22 protein-coding genes are annotated in these 26,449 nt (G+C 66.4%); 16 read left to right on the top strand and 6 right to left on the bottom strand.

Annotated elements, in window-relative coordinates:
* Positions 1–5 precede the first annotated feature (5 nt).
* The 9 genes from WKW82_RS13410 (at position 6) to WKW82_RS13450 (ending at position 8,115) form a co-directional block, all read left to right on the top strand.
* Positions 6–1,226, top strand: coding sequence for a dienelactone hydrolase family protein (locus tag WKW82_RS13410; RefSeq protein ID WP_340342775.1), 1,221 nt, complete (start codon positions 6–8; stop codon positions 1,224–1,226).
* Between the two features lies 1 nt (position 1,227).
* Positions 1,228–2,577: an aromatic ring-hydroxylating dioxygenase subunit alpha gene (locus tag WKW82_RS13415; RefSeq protein WP_340342776.1), complete on the top strand. Its 1,350-nt coding sequence runs from the start codon at positions 1,228–1,230 to the stop codon at positions 2,575–2,577.
* Positions 2,567–3,100 carry an aromatic-ring-hydroxylating dioxygenase subunit beta gene (locus WKW82_RS13420; RefSeq protein WP_340342777.1) on the top strand — a complete coding sequence of 178 codons (534 nt, stop codon included), beginning with the start codon at positions 2,567–2,569 and terminating at the stop codon, positions 3,098–3,100. The genes WKW82_RS13415 and WKW82_RS13420 overlap by 11 nt, the downstream gene beginning before the upstream one ends.
* A complete protein-coding gene (locus tag WKW82_RS13425; RefSeq protein ID WP_340342778.1) occupies positions 3,100–3,699 on the top strand; it encodes a cysteine hydrolase family protein in 600 nt (199 codons plus the stop codon). Before WKW82_RS13420 ends, WKW82_RS13425 begins: the two co-directional genes overlap by 1 nt.
* A gap of 19 nt (positions 3,700–3,718) precedes the next feature.
* Positions 3,719–4,525, top strand: a complete 807-nt coding sequence (locus WKW82_RS13430; RefSeq protein ID WP_340342779.1) for an SDR family oxidoreductase — start codon at positions 3,719–3,721, stop codon at positions 4,523–4,525.
* 100 nt (positions 4,526–4,625) lie between these two features.
* On the top strand, positions 4,626–5,546 hold the full coding sequence (locus tag WKW82_RS13435; protein WP_340342780.1) for a branched-chain amino acid ABC transporter permease: 921 nt from the start codon (positions 4,626–4,628) through the stop codon (positions 5,544–5,546).
* Between the two features lie 7 nt (positions 5,547–5,553).
* Entirely contained in the window at positions 5,554–6,522 is a 969-nt protein-coding gene (locus WKW82_RS13440; RefSeq protein WP_340342781.1) for a branched-chain amino acid ABC transporter permease, read from the top strand.
* Entirely contained in the window at positions 6,519–7,274 is a 756-nt protein-coding gene (locus WKW82_RS13445) for an ABC transporter ATP-binding protein (protein WP_340342782.1), read from the top strand. The genes WKW82_RS13440 and WKW82_RS13445 overlap by 4 nt, the downstream gene beginning before the upstream one ends.
* Before the next feature lie 121 nt (positions 7,275–7,395).
* A complete protein-coding gene (locus tag WKW82_RS13450; protein WP_340342783.1) occupies positions 7,396–8,115 on the top strand; it encodes an ABC transporter ATP-binding protein in 720 nt (239 codons plus the stop codon).
* On the opposite strand, the gene WKW82_RS13455 is transcribed toward WKW82_RS13450, so the two are convergent.
* A complete protein-coding gene (locus WKW82_RS13455) occupies positions 8,100–8,789 on the bottom strand; it encodes a helix-turn-helix domain-containing protein (protein WP_340342784.1) in 690 nt (229 codons plus the stop codon). The two genes, WKW82_RS13450 and WKW82_RS13455, sit on opposite strands and share 16 nt — an antisense overlap.
* 154 nt (positions 8,790–8,943) lie before the next feature.
* Between WKW82_RS13455 and WKW82_RS13460 the strand changes: the two genes are divergently transcribed.
* Positions 8,944–10,080 carry a branched-chain amino acid ABC transporter substrate-binding protein gene (locus tag WKW82_RS13460; RefSeq protein ID WP_340342785.1) on the top strand — a complete coding sequence of 379 codons (1,137 nt, stop codon included), beginning with the start codon at positions 8,944–8,946 and terminating at the stop codon, positions 10,078–10,080.
* Positions 10,080–11,435: an aspartate aminotransferase family protein gene (locus WKW82_RS13465; protein WP_340342786.1), complete on the top strand. Its 1,356-nt coding sequence runs from the start codon at positions 10,080–10,082 to the stop codon at positions 11,433–11,435. The genes WKW82_RS13460 and WKW82_RS13465 overlap by 1 nt, the downstream gene beginning before the upstream one ends.
* A gap of 65 nt (positions 11,436–11,500) precedes the next feature.
* Here WKW82_RS13465 and WKW82_RS13470 read toward each other — a convergent pair whose 3' ends face one another.
* Both WKW82_RS13470 and WKW82_RS13475 read right to left on the bottom strand, forming a co-directional pair.
* The gene (locus WKW82_RS13470) at positions 11,501–12,484 is read right to left on the bottom strand and encodes an AraC family transcriptional regulator (protein ID WP_340342787.1); all 984 of its coding nucleotides are present in this window, start codon (positions 12,482–12,484) and stop codon (positions 11,501–11,503) included.
* Between the two features lie 213 nt (positions 12,485–12,697).
* The gene (locus WKW82_RS13475) at positions 12,698–13,510 is read right to left on the bottom strand and encodes an outer envelope protein (protein ID WP_340342788.1); all 813 of its coding nucleotides are present in this window, start codon (positions 13,508–13,510) and stop codon (positions 12,698–12,700) included.
* Positions 13,511–13,724: 214 nt separating this feature from the next.
* Here WKW82_RS13475 and imuA point away from each other — a divergent pair, with 214 nt between their 5' ends.
* From imuA to WKW82_RS13495, 4 genes are read left to right on the top strand one after another with little or no spacing between them, the layout of a single operon-like run.
* Entirely contained in the window at positions 13,725–14,552 is an 828-nt protein-coding gene (gene imuA, locus WKW82_RS13480; protein ID WP_340342789.1) for a translesion DNA synthesis-associated protein ImuA, read from the top strand.
* Positions 14,521–15,858: a DNA polymerase Y subunit UmuC family protein gene (locus WKW82_RS13485; protein ID WP_340342790.1), complete on the top strand. Its 1,338-nt coding sequence runs from the start codon at positions 14,521–14,523 to the stop codon at positions 15,856–15,858. Before imuA ends, WKW82_RS13485 begins: the two co-directional genes overlap by 32 nt.
* A complete protein-coding gene (locus tag WKW82_RS13490) occupies positions 15,851–19,255 on the top strand; it encodes an error-prone DNA polymerase (protein WP_340342791.1) in 3,405 nt (1,134 codons plus the stop codon). The genes WKW82_RS13485 and WKW82_RS13490 overlap by 8 nt, the downstream gene beginning before the upstream one ends.
* A gap of 16 nt (positions 19,256–19,271) precedes the next feature.
* Positions 19,272–20,180, top strand: a complete 909-nt coding sequence (locus WKW82_RS13495) for a hypothetical protein (RefSeq protein WP_340342792.1) — start codon at positions 19,272–19,274, stop codon at positions 20,178–20,180.
* Positions 20,181–20,342: 162 nt separating this feature from the next.
* On the opposite strand, the gene WKW82_RS13500 is transcribed toward WKW82_RS13495, so the two are convergent.
* The 3 genes from WKW82_RS13500 to WKW82_RS13510 form a co-directional block, all read right to left on the bottom strand.
* Complete coding sequence (locus WKW82_RS13500) at positions 20,343–21,152, bottom strand: esterase/lipase family protein (RefSeq protein ID WP_340342793.1); 810 nt, start codon at positions 21,150–21,152, stop codon at positions 20,343–20,345.
* A 249-nt stretch (positions 21,153–21,401) separates the two neighbouring features.
* Positions 21,402–22,901 (bottom strand): wax ester/triacylglycerol synthase family O-acyltransferase, encoded by a 1,500-nt coding sequence (locus WKW82_RS13505; RefSeq protein ID WP_340342794.1) that lies wholly within the window; start codon positions 22,899–22,901, stop codon positions 21,402–21,404.
* A 16-nt stretch (positions 22,902–22,917) separates the two neighbouring features.
* Positions 22,918–23,781: an alpha/beta fold hydrolase gene (locus tag WKW82_RS13510; protein ID WP_340342795.1), complete on the bottom strand. Its 864-nt coding sequence runs from the start codon at positions 23,779–23,781 to the stop codon at positions 22,918–22,920.
* A 420-nt stretch (positions 23,782–24,201) separates the two neighbouring features.
* Between WKW82_RS13510 and WKW82_RS13515 the strand changes: the two genes are divergently transcribed.
* On the top strand, positions 24,202–26,442 hold the full coding sequence (locus WKW82_RS13515; protein ID WP_340342796.1) for an LTA synthase family protein: 2,241 nt from the start codon (positions 24,202–24,204) through the stop codon (positions 26,440–26,442).
* Positions 26,443–26,449: the final 7 nt, after the last annotated feature.

Below are 26,449 nucleotides of genomic sequence, written 5' to 3' on the forward strand. Positions count from 1 at the left end.
ACCCCATGGGAAGCTACATCACCGTCCAGGCCGCCGACGGCGGCGGCCAGTTCCGCGCCTACCTTGCAACGCCCGCCTCGGGCAAGGGACCGGGCATCGTGCTCGCGCAGGAAATCTTCGGCATCAACGCCTATGTGCGCGAGGTGGCCGACTACTACGCCGAAGAAGGCTACGTCGTGCTCGCCCCCGACCTGTTCTGGCGCCAGGAGCCCAACGTCGAACTCGGCTACACGCCGGAAGACTGGCAGAAGGCCTTCCAGTTCTACCAGGGCTTCGACGAGAACAAGGGCGTCGACGACCTCGCCGCGACCATCGCCGCGATGCGCACACGGCCCGAGGTGACCGGCGGCGTCGGCGTGCTCGGCTTCTGCCTCGGCGGCAAGCTGGCCTACCTCGCGGCCTGCCGCACCGACGCGGACGTCAGCGTCAGCTACTACGGCGTCGGCATCGACAAGAACCTCGACGAGGCCAGGAACATCCGCGGCAAGCTGGTGCTGCACTTCGCCGAACTCGACCAGTTCTGCCCGACCGAGGCACGCAACACCATCATGCAGTCGCTCGCCGGCAACCCGCATGTGCAGATGTACCTGTACCCCGGCGTCGACCATGCTTTCGCCCGCACCGGCGGTGACCACTTCGACAAGCCCTCGGCGCTGATGGCGCACCAGCGTTCCATCGCGGCGTTCAAGCGCGCCATCGGCCCGGAGCATGACCTGTCGGCGCTGTGGGACAAGCACTGCGAATACGAGTTCGGCACCCGCAACGTCGACGACACCATGGCCACCATGGTCGCGCAGCCCTACGTCAATCACATTCCCACGATGACCGGCGGCGTGGGTCACGACCAGCTCAAGCACTTCTACGCCAACCACTTCGTCAACAGCAACCCGCCCGACACCAAGCTGGTGCCGCTGTCGCGCACCATCGGCGCGACGCAGATCGTGGACGAGATGCTGTTCTGCTTCACCCACACCTGCGAAATCGACTGGATGCTGCCGGGTGTCGCGCCCACGGGCAAGTACGTGGAAATCCCGCTGGTCGCCATCGTCAAATTCCGCGGCGACAAGCTCTACCACGAGCACATCTACTGGGACCAGGCCAGCGTGCTGGTGCAGATCGGCAAACTCGACGCCGCCGGCCTGCCGATCGCGGGCGCCTCGACTTCACGCAAGCTGCTGGACGAGTCGCAACCTTCCAACACGCTGATGAAGAACTGGAAGTACTGACATGTCGCGTTCGGACGATCAGATCGCCGCACTGGTGCGCGGCGACAGCGTGCACAAGTCGGTCTACACCGATCCGGACCTGTTCGCGCTGGAAATGCAACGCATCTACGGCCGCGTGTGGATCTACGTCGGCCATGAAAGCCAGGTGCCCAACCCCGGCGACACGCACACCACGCGCATCGGCGACCAGGACGTGGTGCTGGTGCGTGCGGCCGACAAGCAGGTGCATGTGCTCTACAACCGCTGCCCGCACAAGGGCGCGAAGCTGGTGGCGGAAGGCGACCACAACGTCGGCAAGTTCTTCCGCTGCCCGTACCACGCGTGGACCTTCAAGCTCGACGGCCAGCACCTGGCCGCGCCGATGAAGCTGGGCTTCGAAGGCACCTGCTTCGACCCGAAGCATCCGGACTTCTCGATGCGCCAACTCGCGCGGGTCGAGAACTACCGCGGCTTCGTGTTCGCCAACCAGAGCGCCGAAGGGCCGGGCCTGAAGGAATTCCTCGGCGGCGTGATCAGCTCCATCGACAACCTCTGCGACCGTTCGCCCTCCGGCGAAGTGGAAGTGGCGGGCGGCGTGTTCCGCGTGCTGCAGCCATCGAACTGGAAGGTGTTCTACGAAAACCTGCATGACACCATGCATGCGCGCGTCACCCACGAGTCCTCCTTCATGGCGGCGCGCGACGAGGCCAAGGCGCTTGGCAGCATGCCGCTGGAACTGCACATCATGGACGGCAACGGCGAGCCCTACGAATTCTGGGAAAAGCTGGACCTCTGCGCCTACGACAACGGGCACGGGTACATGGAGGGCATCTTCGACCCCGGCGCCGCTGACAAGGACCCGGTCACGCGCTCGCACTTCGAATCGCTCAAGCAAGCCTACGGCGAGGAGCGCGCCCGCGAGATCCTCGGCATGAACCGCCACAACACCATCATCTACGGCAGCGGCTCGCCGCACACCGTGTTCCAGCAGTTCCGCGTGATCCGCCCCATCTCGGTGGACCGCACGCTGGTCGAGATCCAAGTGTTCCGCCTCAAGGACGCACCGCCAGCCTTGTTCAAACGCGCGCTGGTCTATGCCAACCTCATCAACTCGCCCTCGTCGAACGTCATGCCTGACGACATCGAGGTCTACGGCCGCTGCCAGGATGGCAACCTCAACCACGGCGGCGACTGGGTCAGCATGCACCGCTACCACGGCACCGACAACGTCATGCCGGGCGGCATGGTGTCGACCAACGGCACCAGCGAACTGCCGATGCGCAACCAGTTCAAGGCCTGGAAGCAGTTCATGATGAGCGACAGCGCCTTCGCGCAAGCCGAGCCAGCGAAGGAGCCGGCCCATGCTGCTTGACCTTGACTTCGACGTTTCCACCGACAAGCTGAGCCCCGTCGACGTGCCGATGGAGACGTGGCTGCGGCTGCAGCAGTTCGTCTACCGCGAAGCCCGCCTGCTCGACGAACGGCGTTGGGAAGAGTGGCTGGCCCTGTGGACCGACGACGGCATGTACTGGCTACCGCAGCAGCACGGCCAGGCCAGCCCCTACGACCACATCTCGCTGGCCTGGGAAGACAAGATGCTGCGCGAAGTGCGCGTGCGTCGCGTCGAGCACGCGCGCAACTGGTCGCAGCAACCACCGACGCATGCGACACGGTTGGTCGGCAACGTGAGCGTGGACGGCACCGATGCGGCCGGCAACCTCGTCGTGCGCGCCGTGTTTCAGATGACCGAATGGCGCAAGCGCCAGACCCGCCAACTGGCCGGCGACTACATCTACAAGCTCGCGGCAGAGGGTAGCGGCTGGCGCATCCGCATGAAGCGGGTGAACCTGGTCAATTGCGACGCGGCCCACGAGAACCTGGAAATCTTCATCTGATGGACCCGCAATCCAAGGGGAGTGCGGTCCTCGCGCTTCATTACCAGAACGACGTGCTGCATCCGGAGGGGAAGATCCGCGTGGGACTGAGCGCCGACAGCCCGGTGCGCAGCGCAGTCATCGCTGCGGCACAGGCGCTGCTGCAGGGCGCACGGCAGCGGCAGTGGCCCATCGTGCATGTGCGCATCGCATTCCAGCCGGACTACCGCGACCTCATTCAGAACGCACCGATCTTTCGCAACGTCGCGGCCATCGGTGCCGTGGTGGAGGGCTCGTGGGGCGCGGCCTTCTACGAGTCACTGGCGCCGGATGCGGCGAGCACCCGCGAGTTCGTGGTGCGTCACCGGCGCGTGAATGCCTTCTATGGCACGCAGCTCGAAGAGTTGCTGCGCATCGTGGACGCGCGGAGGCTGGTCATTGCTGGCGTGGCCACGCATTCCGTGGTGGAGAGCACGGTGCGCCATGCGGTGGACATGGGCTACGAGGTGACCGTGGCGGCCGATGCCTGTGCTTCGGCGCAGCCCGCCGAGCATGATGCGTCGCTGCGCAGCATGGACCTGATCGCGCGGATCGGGCGGGGCGAGGCGGTGTTTTCATGAGTCGAACTTGGGGGCAGCAATGAGCGCAGACCTCAAGGGCAAGGTCGCCATCATCACGGGCAGCACGCAGGGCGTGGGTGCCGATATCGCACGTGTGCTGTCCGAATCGGGCGCGCATGTGGTGGTCGTCGGGCGCAACAAGGACGCGGGCCACGAACTCGTGTGGGAACTCACCGAGCAGCCGGGTGCGCAAGCCATCTTCTGCGCGATGGACATCGAGCAGGACGCGCACATCGACCAGTGCGTGAAGACCACGCTGGAGCGCTTCGGCCGCATCGACATCCTCGTCAACAACGCCTGCATCTACACCGACGAAGGCATCGCGTCGAGCCGCGCGCAGTGGCACCAGACCTTGGGCGTCAACCTGGTGTCGGCGGCGATCTTCTCGCAGAAGGTGCTGCCGCACATGCAGCGCGGCAGCGTGATCGTCAACCTGGGCAGCGTCGGCGGCAAGTTCGGCTCGGCGGGGCGCGCGCTCTACCCGGCCTCCAAGGCGGCGATGCTGCAGCTCACCAAGAGCATGGCCGTGACGGTGGCGCCGCAAGGCATCCGGGTCGTGGCCGTGTCGCCGGCCTGGACCTGGTCGCCATCGGTCGAATCGCTGAGCGAGGGCTCGCGCGAGCATGCCGATGCGGTGGCTGCGCCGCTGCATCCGTTGGGGCGGGTGGGCGATGGGGCCGAGGTGGGCAACGTGGTGGCCTTCGTCTGCTCCGATGCGGCCTCGTGGATCACGGGTGTCGACATTCCGGTGGACGGTGGCTATTCGGTGCTGGGTCCGGACCAGGGCCTCGGGCCGCGCGTCTGGTTCGAGCGCAGCAAGAAATGAGAAGTCGTCCAGTCAGCGCCGCATTCGGCCAGCCTCTCTTGCAAGCAGCAAGCCCGGCGGTGCCACTGCCGCGGTGGTGCTGCTGTTGCGGCTCTCGCGCATGAACGCGACGCTGCTGCTGGAGCACGCCCTCAACGGGTTGCAGTTCGGGCTGATGCTGTTCCTGCTGGCGGCGGGCCTGACGCTGATCTTCGGCATCATGGATTTCATCAACCTGGCGCATGGTTCGCTGTACATGGCGGGTGCGTATTTCGCGGCCACCTTCACCGAGATGAGCGGCTCGTTCTGGCTCGGCCTGCTGGGCGCGGTGGTGGCCACGGCCATCGTCGGAGCGGTGCTGGAACTGGTCATCTTCCGGCGGCTCTACAAGCGCGACCACATGTCGCATGTGCTCGCGACCTTCGCGCTGATCCTCATCTTCAACGATGCCGCGCGGATGATCTGGGGGCCGCAACCCTTGATGCTGAACACGCCGCCCTCGCTGTCGAATCCGGTGGAGTTGCTGCCCGGCTTTTCGTATCCCGCGTTCCGCCTGTTCATCATCGGTGCGGGCCTGGCGGTGGCGGGGCTGTTGTACCTGCTGGTGGTGAAGACGCGGCTCGGCATGCAGGTGCGCGCGGGTGCCTCCAACCGCGACATGGTGCGTGTCATGGGCGTGAACATCCAACGCATCTTCACCTTGCTGGTGGCGCTCGGCGCGGCACTGTGCGCGATGGCGGGTGCGCTGCTGGGCTCGGTGCTGTCCGTGCAGGTCGGCATGGGCGAGAGCATCCTGATCCTGGCCTTCGTGGTGATCGTGATCGGCGGCATCGGCTCGGTGCGCGGCGCATTGTTCGGCGCGATTTTGGTGGGTGTGGTGGACACGCTGAGCCGCAGCCTGCTACCTGCCGCGCTGAAGGCGGTGGCGCCGGCAGACATCGCGTCCAACCTGGGGCCGACGCTGGCGTCGATCCTCATCTACGTCCTGATGGCGACGGTGTTGTTCTTCAAGCCCGAGGGGCTGTTCCCCGCACGCGGTTGAAGGCAGTATGAAAAGCACCTTGCACCACGCGGTCTCCGCGCCGCTCGCCCTGGGCTTGCTGGCGCTGCTGGCCGCCGTTCCCTTCATCGCGCAAGCGACGGGACTCGATTTCTACGTCGGCTTCGCCACGCGGCTGCTCATCTTCTCGCTGGCGGCGACGAGCCTGAACCTCATCCTCGGCTTCGGAGGCATGGTGAGCCTGGGGCATGCGGCGTACTTCGGCTTTGGCGCGTACCTGGTCGGCATCCTCATGCAGCAGGGCGTTTCGTCGGCATGGATCGCGTGGCCCGTCGTGATGGTGGCCAGCGGTGTGTTGGCGCTTGTCATCGGCGTGGTGTCGCTGCGGACCAAAGGCGTGCACTTCATCATGATCACGCTGGCCTTCGCGCAGATGATGTTCTACGTGATGACTTCGCTGAAGACCTATGGCGGGGACGATGGCATGAGCTTGTCGGGGCGCTCGACGCTGGGCGCATCGGCGCTGGACCTGGCTTCGGAACCGGTCTTCTACTGGGTCGTGCTGGCGGTGACGGCGATCGCGTCGTACCTGCTCTATCGGCTCATCAACTCCCGCTTCGGCCGTGTGATCCAGGCCATCCGGGAGAACGAGGTTCGCATGCAGGCGCTGGGCTATCCGGTGTTCCGCTACAAGCTCGCCTGCCTCGCCATCGCCGGCGCGCTCGCGGGCCTCGCAGGTGCGCTCATCGCCAACCAGAACATGATGGTCACGCCGGCGTTGCTGCACTGGTCGCAGTCGGGCACGCTGATGGTGATGGTGATCCTGGGCGGCATGGGTTATCTGTCCGGCGGCGTGCTCGGCGCCGTCGTGATGCTGGGGCTGGAGGAGATCCTGTCGGCGTACACGACGTACTGGCAGTTCGCGTTGGGCATCATCCTGCTGTGCGCGGTGATCGCGTTTCCGAAGGGGTTGGCGGGGATGCTGGAACGCATCTTCTCCGGCAAGGGTCGCACATGACCGAGCCGATCCTGCAACTCCACGACCTGGTCAAGCGCTACGGCGGGCTGACGGTGACGGACCGGCTCAACCTTTCCGTCATGCCGCGACAGGTGCACGCGATCATCGGCCCGAACGGCGCAGGTAAGACCACGCTGATCCAACTCATCGCCGGTGCGCTGAAGCCGAACAGCGGGCGCATCGTCTTGGGCGGACGCGACATCACGGCGCTCGCCATGCACGAGCGCGTGGCGCTGGGCTTGGCGCGCTCCTATCAGATCACCAACGTGTTCAAGTCCTGCTCGGTGCTCGACAACTTGGCGCTGGCGGTGCAGGCGCGCAAGGGCAGCAGCATGCGTTTCTGGCGACGTGCGATCGACGAGGCCGCGTTGTTCCGGGAGGCCGCGGAAATCGGCGAGCGCGTGGGCCTGGCGGATCGGCTGCAGGTCATCGCCGCCAGCCTGTCGCACGGCGAGCAGCGTCAGTTGGAACTCGGCCTGGCGCTGGCCAGCGCACCACAACTCCTGTTGCTGGACGAGCCAATGGCCGGCATGGGCCCCGAGGAATCGGCCCGACTGATTCCCCTGATCAAGGGGCTCGGCCGGCAGCACACCGTGGTGCTCATCGAGCACGACATGGATGCGGTGTTCCAGTTGGCCGACTGCATCTCGGTGCTCGTCGCGGGGCAGGTCATGGCCACCGGCACGCCTGACCAGATCCGCGTCAACGCCGATGTGAAGAAGGCGTATCTCGGCGATGAGGTGGTTCCATGAGTGCCGCCCGGCCGCCCGAAGGCACTCGCACCGCAGCGCGCAGCGCGGAGGTTTACCCAATGCATGCCGCCCGGCCGCCCGAAGGCGCCTGCACCGCAGCGCGCTGCGCGGAGGATTTCCGATGAGTCAGGCCCGCGAAGTCCTGCGCGTCGACGCGATCGACGCGGGCTACGGACAGAGCCAGGTGCTATTCGGCATGCACCTGGCGATTCGCGAGGGCGAGACAGCGACGCTGCTGGGCCGCAACGGCGCCGGCAAGACCACGACGGTGCGCGCGATTCTCGGGCTGACGCCACCGCACAAGGGCAGCATCCACTTCAATGGCCGACGCGTCGATGCATGGCCCACCGATCGCATCGCGCGCCTCGGCGTCGCGCTCGTGCCGGAAGGGCGGCAGATATTCCCCAACCTGTCGGTCACGGAGAACCTCGTCGCCTTCGCCGCGAATCGCCGCGGTGCCAAGGGCCCGTGGAACCTCGAGCGCGTCCATGCCTTGTTCCCTCGCCTGAAGGAGCGTGCCCGCAACATGGGCAACCAGCTCTCGGGTGGCGAGCAGCAGATGCTCGCGATCGGTCGTGCGCTCATGACCAATCCGGCGCTGCTGATATTGGACGAGGTGACGGAAGGCCTGTCGCCGCTCATCCGCGAGGAGATCTGGACCTGCCTGCGCCAACTCCGCGCCGAAGGCCAGACCGCGCTGGTCATCGACAAGTACGTGGAGCGCCTGCTGTCGCTGGCCGACCATCACACGGTGGTGGAGAAGGGCCGCGTCGTCTGGGCCGGCAGCAGCGCGCAACTGCGCGAAGCGCCGGACATTTGGCGCTTCTACGTGGGTGTCTGAAGCCGGGTCATGACCAGCAGGATCTGCGCGTCCTTCTTGCTCGTGGACAGGTAGGCGTGCCCGGTGCCGCTGTCGAAATAGATCCACTCCGACTTCTTCAGCGCCACCGTCTCGCCGCTCTCGAAGCAGAGTTGGATCGCGCCCGAGAGCACCAGCAGGAACTCCTGCCCCGGATGCGAGCCGTAGCCCTCGAACTCGTCCATGCTGCGCGCCCTGATCCGGCTGTACGCCGGCGTCATGCTCTTGTCCAGGAAGTCGTTGGCCAGCAGGTGATGGTCGTAGTGATCGCTGATGTAGTTGGGCGTGGACTCCAGCGACGAGCGACTGTAGATCGTCGGCTTGATCTTGCGAGCCGCCTTCACCTTGGGTTCGGGCTGGAACAACTGTGCGATGTCGATGCCGAGCGACAGCGCAACGGCGGCGAACTTCTCATAGCTGATCGAGACCTGGCCGAGTTCCATTTTCGACAGCGTCGGCAGGCTCACGCCGCACTTCTCGGAGAGCTGCTTGAGGGTGAGGGCGCAGCCCTTGCGGACTTCGCGGATGCGGTGGCCCATGGCCTGGCGATCGATCTGCGTGGCCTGCGATGGCGCGGCGGTCGCCGGTTTCGCCACCGGCTTGGCCGCGGTCGGCCGGACCTTGCGGGGAGAGGCCTTCGTGGAGGGGGATTTCATGGGCACGATGGCGCGCAGTATGCCTTGGCGCGGCATTGGTGGAAACCATGTTCTACCTTGTGAGAATTCTCATTTACGATAATTGCCGCGAGTGAACCGAGCGGAGGCATTGCTTTTCGGGCTCGCATCAAACAATTCCCTGGAGTCCATTCACATGAAGTCTTTCCGGTTCATTCTCATTGCCGGGCTCGCCACGACTTGCGCGGCCGCCTCGGCACAACAGCCCACCCAGACCGTCACCATCGGCTACGTCGGGCCAACGTCCGGCTCCATGGCCCACTACGGTGTCGATGCCCGCAACGCTGTCACGCTGGCCATCGACGACCTGAACCAGCAGGCCGTGGTGATCGATGGCAAGCGCATCGAGTTCAAGCTGGCGGCAGAGGATGACGCGGGCGACCCGAAGCAGGGCACCCTCGCCGCGCAGAAGCTTTGCGATGCCAAGGTCGCGGGCGTGGTGGGCCACATCAACTCGGGCAGCGCGATCCCGGCCGGACGCATCTACAGCGATTGCGGGATTCCGCTGATCTCCCCGGGCGCCACGAATCCCCAGTTCACCAAGCAGGGCTACAAGAACGTGTACCGCCTGGTGGCCAACGACAACGCGCTTGCCACGGGCCTGGCGCGCTACGCGGCCGAGCAGTTGAAGGTCAAGCGTGTGGTCGTCATCGATGACCGCTCCGCCTACGGCCAGGGCGTTGCAGAGGTGTTCGAGCGCGAGGCGCGCGCGGCGCACATCCAGGTCATCTCGCATGAGTTCACCACCGACAAGGCCACCGACTTCCAGTCGATCCTGACCAACATCAAGTCCAAGAGCGCGCCCGCGATCTTCTTTGGCGGCAACGACGCGCAGGCTGGCCCGATGCTGCGCCAGATGGAGCAACTGGGCATGGGCGACGTGCGCCTCATGGGCGGTGACGGCATCTGCACCACGCAACTCGGCAAGCTGTCCCAGAACGCCAAGCCGCTCGCCAACGTGGTGTGCGCCGAAGGTGGGCTCGCCGTCGAGAAGATGAACAACGGCAAGGCCTGGAAGGCGAAGTACGACCAGCGCTTTCCCAAGGAGTACGTGTTGTTCGCGCCCTATGCGTACGACGGCGTGATGGTGATGGCCGACGCGATGAAGCGGGCCAACTCGACGGACCCGGCCAAGTACATGGCGGAACTGCCCAAGACCAACTACCGCGGCCTGTCGACGCGCGTGCAGTTCGACAGCAAGGGCGACCTGAAGAACCCGCAGTTCACGCTGTACACGTACCAGGATGGTGTGAAGACGCCAGTGTTCGACTGATGATTCTTGACGACTACCTTCGCAGGACACCGACTTCGGCGCAGTGGTCGCAACGTGCGCGCAAGAGCATGCCCGACGGTGTCACGGTCGACACCCGCGTGTTCAATCCGTACAGCCTGTACGTGGCCCATGCGTCGGGCGTGCACAAGACCGATGTGGACGGCAATGTGCTGCTGGACTTCTTCGGCGGTCATGGCGCGATGGTGCTGGGGCACTGCCATCCGCGCGTCACTGCGGCGGTGACCGAGGCGATGGCGCGCGGGGTCCAGTACGCCGCGTGTCATCCGCTGGAAGTGGGCTGGGCGGAGCGCATCACCCGGCACATTCCCGGTGCCGCGAAGGTGCGATTCACCGGCAGCGGCACGGAGTCCACGATGCTGGCCATGCGGCTGGCGCGCGCACGAACGGGCCGCGAATGCATCGTGCGGGTGGCGACGCATTACCACGGTTGGCATGACTTCGCGACTTCGGGCTACAACGCGCAGTTCGACGGTTCGCCGGCGCCCGGCGTGCTGGGCGAAGTGGCAGCGAAGACCTTGCTCGTGCCGCCCAACGACATTGCGGCGCTGGAGCAGGTGTTCGCGCAGCACGGCGCGGATATCGCGGGCGTCATCGTCGAGCCGCTGGGTTCGCATTTCGGGCTGGTGCCCATTGCCGACGCATACCTGCAGCGATGCGCCGAGCTGGCGCGTGCGAATGGCGCGCTGTTCATCCTCGACGAAGTGGTGTCGGGCTTTCGCATTGCGCCCGGAGGCATCCAGAGCCTGCTGGGCCTGCGACCCGACCTGACCTGCCTGGGCAAGGCCGCCACGGGCGGCATGCCCGGCGGCGCGGTCGCCGGCAGCGAGGACGTGATGGGCATGCTGCAGTCGTCGTCGCCGCGCAAGGTTTTGCACCAGGGCACCTTCACCGGCAATCCGGTCACGGCGGCAGCGGCGATCGCGGCCATTGACGAGATCGTCGAGAAGGACGTCTGCACGCACATCAACGCGCTGGGCGACTACGCACGGGAGAGCCTGAACGACATGTTCGACCGCAAGGGCGTGCGCTGGCTTGCCTACGGGCGCTATTCGGGCCTGCATCTCATGCCGGGCCTGCCGCCGCGAGGTTCCGATCCTTTCGCGATCACGCGCGGAGAAGTTGCCAAGCCCACCGCGGAACTGGCCGCCGCGCTGCGCATGGGCCTGATCCTCGAAGGCGTGGACATCGGCGGGCGCGGGACGGTGTTCCTGGCCTGGCCGCATCAGCGCGAGCATGTGGATCAACTGGTCGCGGCAATGGATCGCGTGCTGGACCGCCTGGGCATGGACGGGCTGCTGGACAAGCACGACCTGGCGCAGGCGACGCCGGCCTGAGCTTCGTCTCCGGCACTCGCCGATCCATGCAGTGAAGGTGCGCGCACGCGCAGCACCTCAAGCCGCTACGCCGCCCTCAACGTCTGCAGAGGCGACTCGCCATAGCGCTTGCGATAGGCCGTGCTGAAGCGCCCCACGTGATTGAAGCCCCAGCGCAGCGCGATGTCCGTGACCTGCGCCCCCGGTGGGGCGCCCAGCAGGTCTTGCCGCGCCCGCTCCAGCCTGGCGGTGCGCACATAGGCCATCGGCGACTGCTGCAGGTGCTTCTGGAAGGCCAGGCAGAGGCTGCGAACGCTGGCGCCGCTGGCGTTGGCGACCATCTCCAGCGTGAGCGTTTCATACAGGCGTGCGTGGATGAAATGCTGTGCCGCGCGCACCTGGCGCGGCGCGGCGGCGCGTTGCGACTGCGACAGGCGCGCCGAATAGTTGCTGCGCTGGCGCAGCAGCAGATGATGGATCAGCGCTTCTTCCTGTACCGGCAGCAGTTGAGGTGCAAGCGCCTGCGAAGGCATGTGCAAGTTGCAGAAGTGGCTGGCGAGCTGGTGCTGCCAACTGCGGCCTGCATCGTTGTCGAGTTGCAGTTCCGGGTCGAACTCGATCGGACTGGCCACTTCGTCGTCGAGAAGGTTGCGGCAGGTGGTCTCCACCCGTTCCCGCGGGATCTTCACGAGCAATTGGCGGCAGCCTTCGTGCCAATCGAGCTCCAGGCCGAGGCTGGGCGAGATCACCGCGCCGGTGCTGGGCGTTGCGGCCACCGGCTTGCCGTCCACGCGAATCTCCGCGGAGCCCGCCAGCGGCACCTGGAACAGCACAAAGCCATCGAGCTGCCCCGGCTCGATGCGCACTGCCGCGCCGTATTGAAGAACGAAGAAAGAAAGCGAGCCGACATGCGCACCGAACAGTGCCGCATCGACCCGGCCCTTGCCCCAGATCAGGTCATGTTCCTTGAAGGCGCCGGCGGTCTGCTGCTTGACCACGTCGGGATCGTCGGAAACGAACATCGGGGACTGGCAAATCGGCTGCATTTCCGAACTGAACCACGCTTCCATGAAGTGCCCTTCGCACTGTGCCGCCGCAGCGGAATTGAACCGATTTTTCGCGTCGAATTATAGGAAGCGGGTCACGCCGCTTTCATAGGGTCTGTATTGACCCACCCCCGAAGCGCCTGCGGCGCCTCCCCCTCGAGGGGGCGCACCCAGTGGCCCGGCAAAGCCGGTTCCACGGGTGCTCCCGAACAGCACGGACGGCATACGTGTTGGCGCTTAGAAGTGGTATTCGGCGCGGATCTGCGGCGTCTTGGCGAGCGAGCCCGGGACGCTGCTCGGGTTGCCGAACTTGTTGCGCCAGTACTGGTATTCCAGGCCCACGCGGAACTTGTTCTTGCCCCAGTTCAGCGGCACGCCCGCGTCGTACCAGAGGATGCCGTCGAAGTTGGTTTCCGGCCGCGTCGGGTTGCCGAACTCGTCCGGGCCCTTGGCCGCGATCCAGTTCAGGTAGCCCTCGAAGGACAGGTTGGTGTCGCCCAGCGGGATCGCCCAGGTCACGCTCAGGGCCGGGTGCGTCTTGTAGTAGTAGCGGCGGTCGATGCTGTTCGGCTCGTTGCTTTCCCACAGGGCCAGCACGCCGATGTTGAGGAAGCCGGGCACGTCCATCATGACCGTCGGGCCGAGCACGACCATCTGCTTGCGCGAGGCGTAGCCGGGGTCGTTCTTGTGGTTCCAGTCGAAGCCGCTGGTGATGCCCAGGCCGCGCACCGGGCCGAAGGCGAAGCTGCTGCCGGTGATCTTGGCGAGGTCGAGCGTGTTGCGGTAGACGATGTAGGTCTCGGTCGCATCGCTGTCCTTGCTGTCGGACTTCAGCACGTCGATGTTGAGGTAGTTGGTGCCGTACTTGAAACCGTCGGCATGCGTGAAGTTGACGATGTTCTTGGCGATGTCCTGCTTGTTGTAGGGCTCGCGGAACTGGGTGCCATAGCGGTAGCCGACGGAGGTGTCGCTCCAGTCGAAGAAGTCGGCGTGGGCGAAGGAACTGGCGAAGGCGAGGGCGGCGAGCGCGGAGGCTGCTTTGAATTTCATCGGGGAACTGTTGTTGGAGATATTGAGAAAGCGCTGTAGGACGCGACACATCTGGTTGCAACATCTGTGCCAAAACTGACCGGTGGGTCAGTAGTGATTGTAAGACTTGTAAGGGTATACCCTTGTGTCGACCTCCCGGGCTCGACGGAACTGTCAAAAAAGAAAAACCCGGCGGCTCGAAATACTGTATAAAAATACAGCTATCGATTCCATCATGGGCCTCCTTTCCCTCGACCCTTTCTTGACTTCCGGGCGTCACAACGTCTGGCGCGGCGACGAACTCGGCGGCGCTGACGCTCAGATTGTCGCCACCGGCCACGCCGCCCTGGATGCGCAGTTACCCGGCGGTGGCTGGCCCGTCGGCGCGATGACGGAGGTGCTCCAGTCCGCGCCCGAGGCCCACGTCTGGCAGTTGCTGCTGCCCGCGCTGGCGCAGGCGGTGCAGGCGCGCGGCGGGCCGGTCGTGTTGATCGGTGCGCCGCAGGAGCCCTTCGGGCCGGCGCTTGCGGCCGGGGGCTTGCCGGTGGAGGCCTTGATGTGGATCCAGGGGGAGGCCGCGGGCGCCCGCCTGTGGGCCTGCGAGCAGGCGCTGCGTTGCGCCGACATCGCGGCTGTGCTGGCCTGGCTGCCGCAGGCGCGGGTGGGTGAGTTGCGGCGGCTGCAACTGGCGGCTGCGCAGCATGAAGGGCTGCTGTTCGTGTTCCGGCCGGAGTCCGTGGCTCAGAACGCTTCGCCTGCGCGGCTGCGCCTGCAGGTGGTGCCGGAATCGGAAGGCCGGATGCAGGTCCAGCTCCTCAAGCGCCGCGGTCCGCCACTCGCGGCGCCCCTCACGCTGCCAGCGCGCAATGGGCGCATGACGGCACTGTTGGCCGCCAGCCAGATGCGCCGCAAGGCGCGGCTGCAGCAACTGGGCGGAGTGGCGGTGGAGGCGGGGGCGACGGTGGTGAGCATCGCTCTCGGGAGGCAGCGAGGACTCGAAGTGCCGGGCGTTTTGGGGAAGGGGGTGCACCGTGCACTGGATCGCCCTGCGCTGGTCGCCTGAGCCAGGTCTTCCTCGGGATGCGCTCGGCTGGTGGGCGCTGCAATTCACGCCGCGCGTCACCTGGCTGGACGAAGGCTTGCTGCTCGAAGTCTCTGCCTGCGAACGCCTGTGGGGTGGCCGACTTTCGTTGATGCGCCAGATTGCCGCGTCGAATCCGTCAGAAGCGCGCTTGCAGCGGGTTCACGGCGCTACCAGCCTCATCGCGCTGGCCCGCCTTCGCATGTTCGCCCGCGGCCAGAAGCCGCCCGCCGATGTGCCGGCCGCCTTGCCGCTCGACACCCTCAGCGCGGCGCAACCGCACCTCGACGTGCTGGCCCGTCTTGGCTGCCAGACCTGGGGCGATGTCGCGGCGTTGCCGCGTGGCGGGCTGGCGCGGCGTTTCGATGCAAGCGCAGTGAAGGGTTCGGCCCGGGATCGCATGACCCTGCGCGAAGCCCTGGACATCGCCTGGGGCCTGCGCCCCGACCAGCACACCTGGCTCACGCTGCCCGACGTGTTCGAGCAGAAGCTGGAACTGCCCGCGCTCGCCGAAACCGCGCCCGAGCTCATGTGGTCGGCCAACCGCCTGCTGTCCGCCCTGCAGATCTGGCTGCGCGGCCGCCAGCGCGGCGCGGTCGCGCTGGAACTGGAATGGACGCTCGACCTCAAGCGCTTCAACGGCGTCGACCTGCCACCGCACCAGCACATCACCGTGCGCACGGCACAGCCCACGCAGGACATGGCGCACCTGCGTCGCCTGATGAGCGAGAAACTCGCGCTCACCCAGCTCGCCGCCCCTGCGAGCTGGCTGCGCCTGCGCACGCTGGAGACTGCGCCATGGGCCGGCACCAGCACCAGCTTCCTGCCCGAGGACTCACGCAAGGGCGACAAGCTGCATGAACTGGTCGAACGCCTCAGCGCACGGCTCGGCGCGCAGCAGGTGCTCGTGCCGGTGACGCAGGCCGACCATCGGCCCGAGGCCATGCAGGCTTGGCAGCCGGCGCTTGGCCGCCCCCCCGCCGCCAAGCCCGCCTTGCAACCCGATGGCCTCTATCCCCCCTGGCTGCTGCGTCAACCCCTGCCGCTGGAAATTCGCGGCGGCCATCCCTACTACCGCGGCAAGCTGCGTCGCCTGAGCGGTCCACAGCGGCTGGAGGCCGGCTGGTGGGGCGGCAAGGAGGAAGAGGGCGGCCATCCGGCGGTGCGCGACTACTACATCGCCGAAAGCCCCGAGGCGGGATTGGTGTGGGTCTACCGCGAGCGCCTGTCCGCCCCGCTTGCCCTGGGCCAGGCGCCGCGCTGGTACCTGCAAGGCCTCTATGCCTGAACTCAGCGACAAGCAGTTGCAGGCGCGCAAGCCGCAGCCCTTGCATCTGCCCGCCCCGCGCCCCATCGTGCCGGGCCTGCCCGATTACGCCGAACTGCATTCGCTCAGCAACTTCAGCTTCCAGCGCGGCGCATCGAGCCCGGAGGAACTGGTCGAGCGCGCCTATCAACTCGGCTATCGCGCGCTGGCCCTCACCGACGAATGCTCGGTGGCCGGCGTGGTGCGCGCGCATGTCGGCCTGCGCGATCACCTCGAGGCGCTCACCGAGTACGAGCGCACGCATCCCGACGAGCCGAAGCTGCCGCGCAACCCCGGCTTTCGGGTACTGCTCGGCAGCGAGTTTGACTTCGGCCGCTTCAGGCTGGTCGTGATCGCGCATGACCTCGAAGGCTGGGGCAACCTCTGCGAGTTCATCACCGCCGCGCGCAACACCTCGGCGCCCAAGGGCGAATACCGCGTGGATTGGGCCACCAGCGACGTGGCCTCGCTGCAGCACTGCGAAGTGCTGTTCGTGCCGCGCCGTGTGCCCGGCGAGGCGCTGGACCTGGAAGCCGTCGGCGCCGACGTAGCCAGCGCCTTCGCATTGTTCGGCGCCCACCTGTGGATCGCCGTCGCGCTGCAGAACGAGATCGACGACGACCTCTGGCTCGCCTCGCTGCAGCAACTCGGCGCGCAGGCCGGCGTGCCCCTCGTGGCCGCCGGCGACGTGCACATGCACAAGCGCTCGCGCAAGCCGCTGCAGGACGTGGTCACCGCCATCCGCGAAGGCAAGCCGGTGGGCGAATGCGGCTTCGCACTGCAGCCCAATGCCGAGCGCCACCTGCGTTCGCGCATGCGCCTGGCCGACCTCTACCCGCCGCAACTGCTGGCCAACACGCTGGTCGTGATGGAGCGCTGCCGCTTCGACCTCGAACGCATCCGCGATCACTACAAGTACCCGCTCGAACTCGTCGGCGGCGGCGAGACGCCCACGCAGACGCTGGTGCGCAAGACCTGGGAGGGCGCGCGCATCCGCTATCCGAACGGCGTGGAAGACAAGATCCGCCGCCAGATCCAGCGCGAACTCGACCTCATCATCGAGCTGAAGTACGAGATGTTCTTCCTCACCGTCGAGGACATCGTCCGCTTCGCTCGCGAGCGGCACATCCTCTGCCAGGGCCGCGGCTCCTCGGCCAATTCGGCCGTCTGCTATTGCCTGCAGATCACCGCCATCAACCCCGAGACCGGCAACCTGCTGTTCGAACGCTTCCTCAGCCGCGAGCGCCGCGAGCCGCCCGACATCGACGTCGACTTCGAGCACCAGCGGCGCGAGGAGGTCATCCAGTACATCTACGAGAAGTACGGCCGCGACCGCGCCGCCATCGCCGCCGTCGTCATCTGCTGGCGCACCCGCAGCGCCCTGCGCGACGTGGGCAAGGCGCTGGCCATCGACGACCGTCTCATCGAGGCCTTTGCCAAGGACCACCACTGGTTCGACCACGATGTGCAGGACGCGCGCCTCGAGCAGGCGATGGAAGCGGCCGGCGTGCGCGAAAGCACCTTCAAGCTGCGCCAGTGGCTCGAACTCACGCAGCAGCTCAAGGGCTTCCCGCGCCACCTGAGCCAGCACGTCGGCGGCTTCGTGCTCACGCAGAGCAAGCTCACGCGGCTGGTGCCGGTCGAGAAGGCGTCGATGAAGGACCGCTCCGTCATCCAGTGGGAGAAGGACGACCTGGAAGCCATGGGCATGCTCAAGGTCGACGTGCTGGCACTCGGCATGCTGAGCGCCATCCGCCGCGCGCTCGACTTCGTCAACAAGTGGCGCGGCACGTCACTGGAGATGCACCAGATCCCGAACAACGACGAGAAGGTCTACGACATGATCTGCGAAGCCGACACCATCGGCGTGTTCCAGATCGAGAGCCGCGCGCAGATGTCGATGCTGCCGCGCCTGAAGCCGCGCTGCTACTACGACCTGGTGATCGAGGTCGCCATCGTGCGGCCGGGGCCGATCCAGGGCGGCATGGTGCATCCGTACCTGAAGCGCCGGCAGGACCCGAAGCTGGTCAACTATCCCCCGGGACTGCACAAGGCATTGGGCCGCACCCTCGGCGTGCCGATCTTCCAGGAGCAGGTGATGCAGATCGCGATGATCGCCGCCGAGTTCACCGCCGACGAGGCCGACAAGCTGCGCCGCGCAATGGCCGCTTGGAAGCGCAAGGGCGGCGTCGGCCACTTCTACGATCGCTTGGTGAACGGCATGGTCGAGCGCGGCTACGACCGCGCCTTCGCCGAGGCCATCTTCAAGCAGATCCAGGGCTTCGGCGAATACGGCTTCCCGGAGAGCCATGCCGCGAGCTTCGCGCTGCTGGTGGTGGTGAGCTGCTGGCTCAAGCACTACGAGCCCGCCTGCTTCCTCGCGGCCATGCTCGACTCGCAGCCGATGGGCTTCTACTCGCCCTCCCAACTCGTGCAGGACGCCCGCCGCCATGGCGTCGAAGTGCGCCCGGTCGATGTCACCCTCAGCCAGAACGATTGCACGCTGGAATCCTCACTCCCTCTCCCGCCTGCGGGAGAGGGCCGGGGTGAGGGATCTCCCCCTTCGCCCCTTCCCGCGAGTGGGCAAGGGCGCCATCCACTCCCTCTCCCGCCTGCGGGAGAGGGCCGGGGTGAGAGTCACGCCAACCCCCACCAACCCGCCGTCCGACTCGGCCTGCGCCGCATCGTCGGCCTCAGCGAAGCCGGTGCCGAACGCCTCCTCAAGGCCCGCGAAATCAAACCCTTCACCAGCACCGAAGACCTCGCCCTGCGCGCCGAACTCGATGCCAAGGACATGGCCGCCCTCGCTGGCGCCGACGCGCTCATGGCGCTGTCAGGCCACCGCCGCCAGCAGGTCTGGGACGCCACCGCCCAGCGCCGCTCCCCCGCGCTGCTCAAGGGCGTGCCCATCCACGAAGAAAAGCTGGAACTCCCTCCAGCCCCCGAGGGCGAGGAAATCGTCGGCGACTACGCGTCGCTGCGCCTGACGCTGCGCCGCCACCCGCTCGAACTGCTGCGCCCGCGCCTGGCCCGCATGAAGCTGCTCAGCGCGCAACAGCTGCGTGACCTGCCCAACGGCCGCACCGTGCGCGCCTGCGGCATCGTCATGGGCCGGCAGCGCCCGCAGACCGCCAACGGCACCATCTTCGTCACGTTGGAGGACGAGACCGGCAACGTCAACGTGATCGTCTGGAGTTCCATCGTCGAGGCCTGGCGCGGCCCGTTGCTGCAATCGCATCTGCTCGCCGTGCAGGGCACCTGGCAGCGCGACGTCGACAGCGGCGGCAAGGTCTGCCATGTGGTCGCCACCGGCTTCCGCGATTTGACCCCGCTGATGGGTCGGCTGGCCGCCAATCACACGAGCCGGGACTTTCATTAGCCATTACCCTTTGCGAATGTCAGCCGCCGCAACCATCGCCCACGAGGTTCCCGTCGACCCGCCGCCCACCGGCGTGCCGCCGATGCCGCCGCCCTACATGCCGCCCGGGCCGCCACCGGAGGGCGATCCTCCGGTCGTCGTCCCACCCATCACCGATCCGGGCATCGCGCCGCCGGTCAAGGATCCGTACCTCAACATCCTCGCGCTCGGCCGCGCGCATGCGCGACGCCTGCGCGAGATCCACCGCTCGGCCGGCTGGCCCTGTTGCGACACCATCGAGATCGAGCTGCTCGCCGCGGGCCTGCTCGAACGTGTGCGCTCCACCCACGGCCACGAAACCTTGCGCCTCACCGACCGCGGCATTGCGCACGTCGCGACCTCTCTCGTCGTCAACCGCTCGGCCTTGTCAACACACGAAGCCCTGGTCGAGCAGGTCGCGCGCGAGATGACGCGCGGCGGCCGCATCGCCTGGCGTGGCCTCAGCCTGCGGGCGCGGCTGGCGCCACTGGAGGAGGGCGGCAAGCCGCGCTGGTGCATTGCCAAGCCGGATGTCTTCTCGATCCGCAACACCACCGTCGAGGCCTATGCCCACCCCGTCGTGCACGAGGTCAAGGTCAGCCGCGCCGACCTGCTGGGCGACCTGCGCAAGCCCGACAAGCGCGCCGCCTACCTCGACCTGGGAGGTGAGTGCTGGTACGTGCTTGGCAACGACGCCAGGGGCCGCTGCATCGCCTCGCCTGACGAAGTACCCGAGGGCTGCGGTGTGCTCTTGCTCGAAGGCGGCCGGCTGTCTGTCGCGCGCGCAGCCTTGCATCGTCCGATGCAACGCATTCCTTTCAGCGTCTGGATGGCGCTGGCCAAGGCGCAACCGGTCCAGGGCTTCGACGAAGAGGCGCAAGACACCTTGAAGAATTGCGTCGGCTGAACCCGATTTCGCGCCCGTTACAGGCCGGGAGGGGGCGTCCGGTCCCGATGCTCCTGGGTCGATTTGGCTTTTGCCATCTCGACTCGATCCCCGCGAAGAGGGGACTGGGCGCAGCCCGGAATGATCCCTGTGCAACGGCAGGCCGACGGCCCGTCCCGGGGTTCAGAACACAGACAGCGCGCGGTAGGTTGCGCCAGGCATGCCCGTCGGCGCAAAGGGCTGCCAGTTCTCCTCGGGCTGCGACAGGCGCTCCGCGATGATCCAGAGCACCAGTGCATTGAACGCCAGGCCGCAATGGCTGCCAGGCACGAGGATGTTTTCATGCACCGGCGAGCCGTCGGCCACCTGCGCTTCCATCGGCGGCACCACGCCGTCCGAGTGCGACCACAGGCAGCTCATCGGATGTGCGGGCGAATGCGACAGGGCCTCGCGCACATGGGGCTGCAACATGTGCGCATCCGGCCCGAGGCGGTGCGCGACAGCCCGGTAGAGCGCGATGACGCTGGGCGCGGCGCCGTGGCCCTCGGCGCCGGGGGTCACCGGGCTGCCGAGCGTGATCAGCGAACGTACGCAATCCGGCGCGCGATGCGAGGCATAGAGCCCGAACACCCCACCCAGGCTCCAGCCGACCATGCTGACCTTCCGCCCATGTTGATGGCGCATGTATTCGAGCTTGCGCTCCAGCGCAGCGGCGTGCTTGGCCTGGAAGCCGACATTGCGGCCGAAGCCCCAACTCTCCACCGCGTAGCCTCGATTCGACAGGAAGGCCTTGAGCGGCATCATGGTCGACTCGGGCGCCATGAAGCCGGGCACCAGCAGCACCGGATGGCCGTCGCCCTTGGGGGCGGTGCCCAGCAGCGGCCAGGACCACGTCGACACGGCCGCTTCCATCATGGCGCGAGGGCCTTCGAGCGCGGTTTGCCAAAGCCGAACCTTGCGGCGCGCGGGCGTGACTTGATGAGTGTTCTTCATGATGGGCGAGCGGCGGGCATGTGGGTGATCGAATGGATGATGGAGGCGCCGCCATCGCATGTGCGAGTCGCTCCGTTCAAACGGTGATGCATCGACTGTATTCCTGCGCTTTGCAAGCAGTTGGCGTGTTGGTTCATTGACGTTGGGGCTGCGGGCGGCTGCCGAGCAGGTCGGCCGATCGCGCAGGAATCAGGGTTTCTCAAGCGGGCCTGCCCGAACAACATCCTGCAGTGTGCGCCGCCATCCTCATCACGCCGGCGCATCGGTTTCGGCGCGCTTGACGAGGGCACGGGCCGCGCGCTTCTTCCCGGCTTGCGCGCGCTTGGCCTCGACCGCTGCCGCGTACTCGTCGAAGCTCTCCTGCAGGCATTGCGTGAAGGCCGCTGGATCGGTCAACTGCTCGCGGCATGAGGTCACCGAGATGTTCATCCCGCCGTCGTAGCTCGTGGCCGCCAGCACCAGGCCCATGCCGTCGCAGATCGGCATCAGGCCGGTGAAGCGGGCGAGGCGCGCGCCGACCAGGTACAGCGGCGTGGAAGGCCCCGGCACGTTGATGATCGAGCAGTTGGCCAGCGGCGCCAACTGGCGCTGGTCCGACTGCGCCATGCTCAGCACCTTGCCCGACAGGGCCAGCGTTGCCGAGGACGAATGCTTGTCGCCGTCGATGAGATCGAGCGCACCCACCGCACGCGCACGCAGGCCGGCGGTCTGCGCGCAGATGTGCGCCAGGCGCTCGGCCGGGTCGTCGATGGTGGTGCCCAGGTCGACCCGCAGCCGGCCGATCTTGTAGCGCCGCGACTGGGCGTAGGTCGCGTTCATGTTGAGGTAGGGGACGACTGCCGACAGGTTCAGCTCTGGCAGTTCGCCGTACTGGTCCAGATAGCGTCGCAATGCGCCGCCGCATACCGCGAGCAGGCAATCGTTGATGGCTGCGTCGCGCGCCAGGCCGCGCATCTGGCGGAACGTTTCGAGCGCGAACAGCCGGGTTTCGAAGATGCGGCGCGCGGAGACGACAGCGTTGAAACGTGTCACCGCAGCCTCGGCCGGCGGTTCGAGCAAGCCGTGCGCCAGGACGCGCGACATCGACGCCAGGCCTTCGACGGCACGCAGCATCGGCCAGGCGAAGGTGGCCGGGTCCTTGAGCGTGCCAAGTCGGGGGCGAAGGTACAGCGTCTCGCTGCGCGGCGCCGGCCGGGGGAACCAGGGCACGGGTGGCGTGGCGGGCTCGACCTGGGCTGTGTGGTCGTGGATCAGCGCGGTGATGCCGTCGGTGCCGTCCATGCCGATAAGCGTGTGGTGCACCTTGGTGAGCAGCGCAAAGCAGCCGGGCCGCAATCCGGGCAGTGTGTCGAGCCCTTCGATGACATGGATCTCCCAGGGCGAGCGGTCCATGTCGAGCACGCGTGCGTGAATGCGCGAGGCCATGATGCAGAACTGTCGCCAGTCGCCCGGCTTGGGCAGCGCCGAGTGGCTGACGTGCGATTCGATGTCGAAGCTCTCGTCGTCCACCCAGTACGGCCGGTCGAGCTCCATCGGCATGTGCAGCAGCTTCTGCCGGAACACCGGGGCCAGGTGCAGGCGACTCTCGATCTGCGCCAGGATGGCCTTGAAGCGGACCATGCCGCCCGGCGCGGTCGATGGGTCGTAGATATGGACCAGCGTGGCATGGGCACGCGCATGTGGCGCTTCGGATGCAAGCAGCCGCGCATCCTCTCCGTTCAGTTGCTGGAACCTGGGTTGTCCGATCATCGGGATCATTTTCGTTTCAGTCCTGGAGTGCCTGTTGATTCATGGTGCGCGGGGCCTGCGTGACGGACTGGCCCGCCTGTTCCGCAATGGCGTCGACGATGTCCGGCCACAGTTCGAAGGGCAGGTTGTGTCCCATGCCTTCGAGGATGTGCAGCCGCGCATCGGGGATTGCTTCCGCGGTGTCGATGCCGCAGGCCATCGGCACCAGTGCGTCGTCGCTGCCGTGGATGACCAGCGTTGAAATGCGCACGTCGGCCAGCGCCGGCTTGCGGTTGCCCGACGCGAGCACGGCGGCCAACTGGCGCGCAGTGCCCGCGGGGTAGGGGTCGCGTGCGAAGAGCCGCTGCGCCATGGCCTCGCTGCGCGCGGGATCGAGCGGGTACTTGTAGCCGCACAGGACCGACCAGACCTGCCGATGCCGCGCGAGGTAGCCCGGCCAGTCGATGGGCGTGGGCGTCATCAGTGCCGCCATTGCCGCCGGGCTCGCCGAGGGCAGGCCGGGCCTGCCTGTCGACGACATGATCGAAGTCAGCGTGCTGACTCGCCGCGGGTGCCGGATGGCCATCTCCTGCGCGATCATCCCGCCCATCGAGACGCCCACCACCTGCGCGCTGTCGATCATCAAGGCATCGAGCAGGCCGACCGCGTCATCGGCCATGTGCGAGAGAAGGTAGGGCGATTGCACGGGCCGGCCTGCGGCCAGTTGGCCGAACATGCTGGCGATGTCGGGAACGCCGCAGGCATCGAGCCGAGTGGAGCGCCCGCAATCCCGGTTGTCGAAGCGGATCACACGGAACCCTCGCTGCGCCAATGCCGAGCAGAATTCGTCTTCCCAAGCGACCATCGGCCCGCCGAGGCCCATGACCAACAGCAAGGGCACGGCGGAACGCCTGCCGAACTCCTGATACGCCAACTCGATTCCATCGGATACATGGGCTCGTGCCTCTGCCGAGGCGGTGTCGATTGAATACATTGGTTCCCCCTGTCAGCGTGTCTGATCGCACGCGTAGGCAATCACTCTATGCATTGCGCAAGCACTTGATGCGAACGGGGGTGACAGTTAGGTGAAAACGCGGCCCAGTCTGTGGTCAAAATCACGACAAGTGCTGCGTTTGCAGGCCATGGAACCATGTGCAAGCGCGATGCAACGTTCCGGGACGGGTTGGGGGAAATTGCGCGATCGCCACCGGCGCGTTCACACGTATGAACTTTCTTTTGACACTCCTGACGTAAGATTTCCGGCTCATCTCGTCAACGCTCCTGTCTGCGTTCGGCGCGGTGTCCAGGGAGCAGAAGAAAGATGAGTATTGGTCACTCGGGCGCACACGTTCGCCCGGCATCGACGCGCGGGGGGCCGTCGAACACCGCGGCGCAAGGCTTGGGGCCGTGGACGCTCGCATGGCTACTGGTCATGCCCTTGGCTGCGTGGCTGGCGTTTGCCAAGACCATCCTGGTCATGAACGGGCTCAACTGGGCGCCCAAGGGAGACGTCAGCCTGCTGGGAATCGCGAGTTGGCTGGCCTGGTTCCAGCCGTTGCGCTTCCTTGCCGCCTTGTTCGTGGGCTGGTGCATCCAGCGCTGGTTCTTCAAGCGTCAGCGGTGGGTCATGCTTCCGGTTGCCTTGGTGCTGATGCTCGGGTTCGCGTTTGTCTATACCCTGCGTCAACCTGGCACGGGCGTGCTGCCCGTGTTTGCAAGGTGGGCCGGCATCGCAGCGGCCCAGACATGGGCCCTGGTGGTCTGTCTGTGGCGCGATGCCTTGTCGATTGCCGCGACTGTGATGGTGTTCGGCATCGTGATCCGCCTCGCACCGCGCAAGGTGGAGGCAACGACGATCATCCTGCTGCAGTTCGTCGTCATCGTGCTGTGCGCGTTGGTGGGTGTGGACCTGGCCTACCAGTTCGCCACGGGTCAGCCGGCAAACACGATGGTGTTGCAGTTTGCGTTGCGGAACGCGCAGGACATGATGCCCCTGGTCAAGTCGGAAGTGACCTTGTTTCGCGTGCTGGGCCTGATGGGAGGTGTCGTCCTCGCGCTGGCCTTGGCCTGGCGCAGGCGTGCGCTGCTGCGCCAGCCCGTGTCCACCGGCCCGCAGGCGCTCGTTGGCGTCGCCGTTGCACTGGTCGGAACGCTGGCGCTCCTGTTTCCAGCGCCTTCTCCCGCCGTGCCGCAGGTGCAACGCTATGCCGAGGGGACACTGGTCAACCTGGCCAGGACGGCGATGCCATCGGTGGTGTCGGAGGCGGAGGTCACCGTGAACAAGGAATTCCGGCGCACCGGCCGACCGCCCTGGCACAGCGCGGGGATGACCTTCAAGGCCACCGACACCACCCATCGAAGGAACGTGGTCATCGTCATGCTGGAGTCGATCCGCGCACAGTCGAGCACCGTGAATGCGCCGCGGCTTCCTACGATGCCGTTCCTCAAGCAACTGGCCGACGAAGGCTTGATGGTCGAGGACATGAGCGTCGTGATCCCGCGCACTTCGGCTGCATGGATGGCGGTGCTCGACGGGCAGTATCCGCTGGCCAACCAGGCCACGGCGCGATGGGCGGCCATCAACGAGAAGCACCCTCACGTGCGGTCGCTGCCGTCGGCATTGCGTGAGGCAGGGTATGCCACGAGTTTCGTCACGTCCACGGACCTGAGCTTCCTGAGCGACCCGCAAGTCATCCAGTCCCTTGGCTTCGAGCAAGTGCAAGCGGAGGCCGAGCTCGCCAGGCCAGGGGACGAACGCCCAACCTATTTCGGGATCGCCGACGAGAAGATGGTCGATCCCATCCTGGCCTGGACGGCGACGCAGGTTCAAGCAAAGCGCCCCTTCATGACGGCGATCATGACGAACGTCGGCCACCATGATTTCAGGACGCCATCGACGTGGAAGAAGATCGACTTCAAAGGTGTGGACAACCCCTCCCTGCAGGACTACTACAACTGCCTGGCGTACATCGACAGCGTGCTGAAGCAACTGATGGACGGCTACGGCAAGCTCGGCATCCTCGACGACACCGTGTTCGTGTTCCTCGGCGACCACGGCGTGATGCTCGGGGAGCACGACACCAGGCAATCATTCAACAGCCTCTACGAGGAAGGCCTGCGCATACCCACCGTCATCTACGCGCCGGGCATTCCCGCAATCAAGGGCGCGAGAGTGAAGGGCGCGCGCCAGCAGATCGACATCGCTCCGACGATTGCGCAACTGCTGGAGTACCAGGTTGAAGGGGCGCGACTGCCGGGCCAGTCGCTGCTGGCGCCGGCGGATGTGAATCGCGACCTGTATTTCACCAGCAGCATCGATGGATCCATGCTGGCGACGCGCCGCGGCACGCGCAAGTACCTCTATCCCATGGATGGATCGCCGATGGAGGTCTTCGATCTCGACAAGGATCCGGTCGAGGCGAACCCGGTGAAGAACGTGCAGGAAGACGAACTCGCGCAGGCCCGCAGGCGCATGCTTGAATGGCAGGAGCGGGCCATGCTGTCGATGTTTGCGCGACCCGATCCGTCGGCCGGGCCCGAGGCACCCTGGCGCGACAGGTAGCGCGTGC

This window comes from Variovorax rhizosphaerae (assembly GCF_037889975.1).
GTDB classification, from domain to species: Bacteria; Pseudomonadota; Gammaproteobacteria; order Burkholderiales; family Burkholderiaceae_C; genus Variovorax; species Variovorax rhizosphaerae.

Excerpts from the sequence above, each read along its gene's own strand:
- WKW82_RS13415 (WP_340342776.1), top strand. The coding sequence starts at position 1,228 with ATGTCGCGTTCGGACGATCAGATCGCCGCACTGGTGCGCGGCGACAGC.
- WKW82_RS13430 (WP_340342779.1), top strand. The coding sequence starts at position 3,719 with ATGAGCGCAGACCTCAAGGGCAAGGTCGCCATCATCACGGGCAGCACG.
- WKW82_RS13450 (WP_340342783.1), top strand. The coding sequence starts at position 7,396 with ATGAGTCAGGCCCGCGAAGTCCTGCGCGTCGACGCGATCGACGCGGGC.
- WKW82_RS13495 (WP_340342792.1), top strand. The coding sequence starts at position 19,272 with ATGTCAGCCGCCGCAACCATCGCCCACGAGGTTCCCGTCGACCCGCCG.
- imuA (WP_340342789.1), top strand. The coding sequence starts at position 13,725 with ATGGGCCTCCTTTCCCTCGACCCTTTCTTGACTTCCGGGCGTCACAAC.
- WKW82_RS13475 (WP_340342788.1), bottom strand. The coding sequence starts at position 13,510 with ATGAAATTCAAAGCAGCCTCCGCGCTCGCCGCCCTCGCCTTCGCCAGT.
- WKW82_RS13515 (WP_340342796.1), top strand. The coding sequence starts at position 24,202 with ATGAGTATTGGTCACTCGGGCGCACACGTTCGCCCGGCATCGACGCGC.
- WKW82_RS13435 (WP_340342780.1), top strand. The coding sequence starts at position 4,626 with ATGAACGCGACGCTGCTGCTGGAGCACGCCCTCAACGGGTTGCAGTTC.
- WKW82_RS13440 (WP_340342781.1), top strand. The coding sequence starts at position 5,554 with ATGAAAAGCACCTTGCACCACGCGGTCTCCGCGCCGCTCGCCCTGGGC.
- WKW82_RS13490 (WP_340342791.1), top strand. The coding sequence starts at position 15,851 with ATGCCTGAACTCAGCGACAAGCAGTTGCAGGCGCGCAAGCCGCAGCCC.
- WKW82_RS13425 (WP_340342778.1), top strand. The coding sequence starts at position 3,100 with ATGGACCCGCAATCCAAGGGGAGTGCGGTCCTCGCGCTTCATTACCAG.
- WKW82_RS13445 (WP_340342782.1), top strand. The coding sequence starts at position 6,519 with ATGACCGAGCCGATCCTGCAACTCCACGACCTGGTCAAGCGCTACGGC.
- WKW82_RS13500 (WP_340342793.1), bottom strand. The coding sequence starts at position 21,152 with ATGAAGAACACTCATCAAGTCACGCCCGCGCGCCGCAAGGTTCGGCTT.
- WKW82_RS13465 (WP_340342786.1), top strand. The coding sequence starts at position 10,080 with ATGATTCTTGACGACTACCTTCGCAGGACACCGACTTCGGCGCAGTGG.
- WKW82_RS13420 (WP_340342777.1), top strand. The coding sequence starts at position 2,567 with ATGCTGCTTGACCTTGACTTCGACGTTTCCACCGACAAGCTGAGCCCC.
- WKW82_RS13470 (WP_340342787.1), bottom strand. The coding sequence starts at position 12,484 with ATGGAAGCGTGGTTCAGTTCGGAAATGCAGCCGATTTGCCAGTCCCCG.
- WKW82_RS13460 (WP_340342785.1), top strand. The coding sequence starts at position 8,944 with ATGAAGTCTTTCCGGTTCATTCTCATTGCCGGGCTCGCCACGACTTGC.
- WKW82_RS13410 (WP_340342775.1), top strand. The coding sequence starts at position 6 with ATGGGAAGCTACATCACCGTCCAGGCCGCCGACGGCGGCGGCCAGTTC.
- WKW82_RS13455 (WP_340342784.1), bottom strand. The coding sequence starts at position 8,789 with ATGAAATCCCCCTCCACGAAGGCCTCTCCCCGCAAGGTCCGGCCGACC.
- WKW82_RS13505 (WP_340342794.1), bottom strand. The coding sequence starts at position 22,901 with ATGATCGGACAACCCAGGTTCCAGCAACTGAACGGAGAGGATGCGCGG.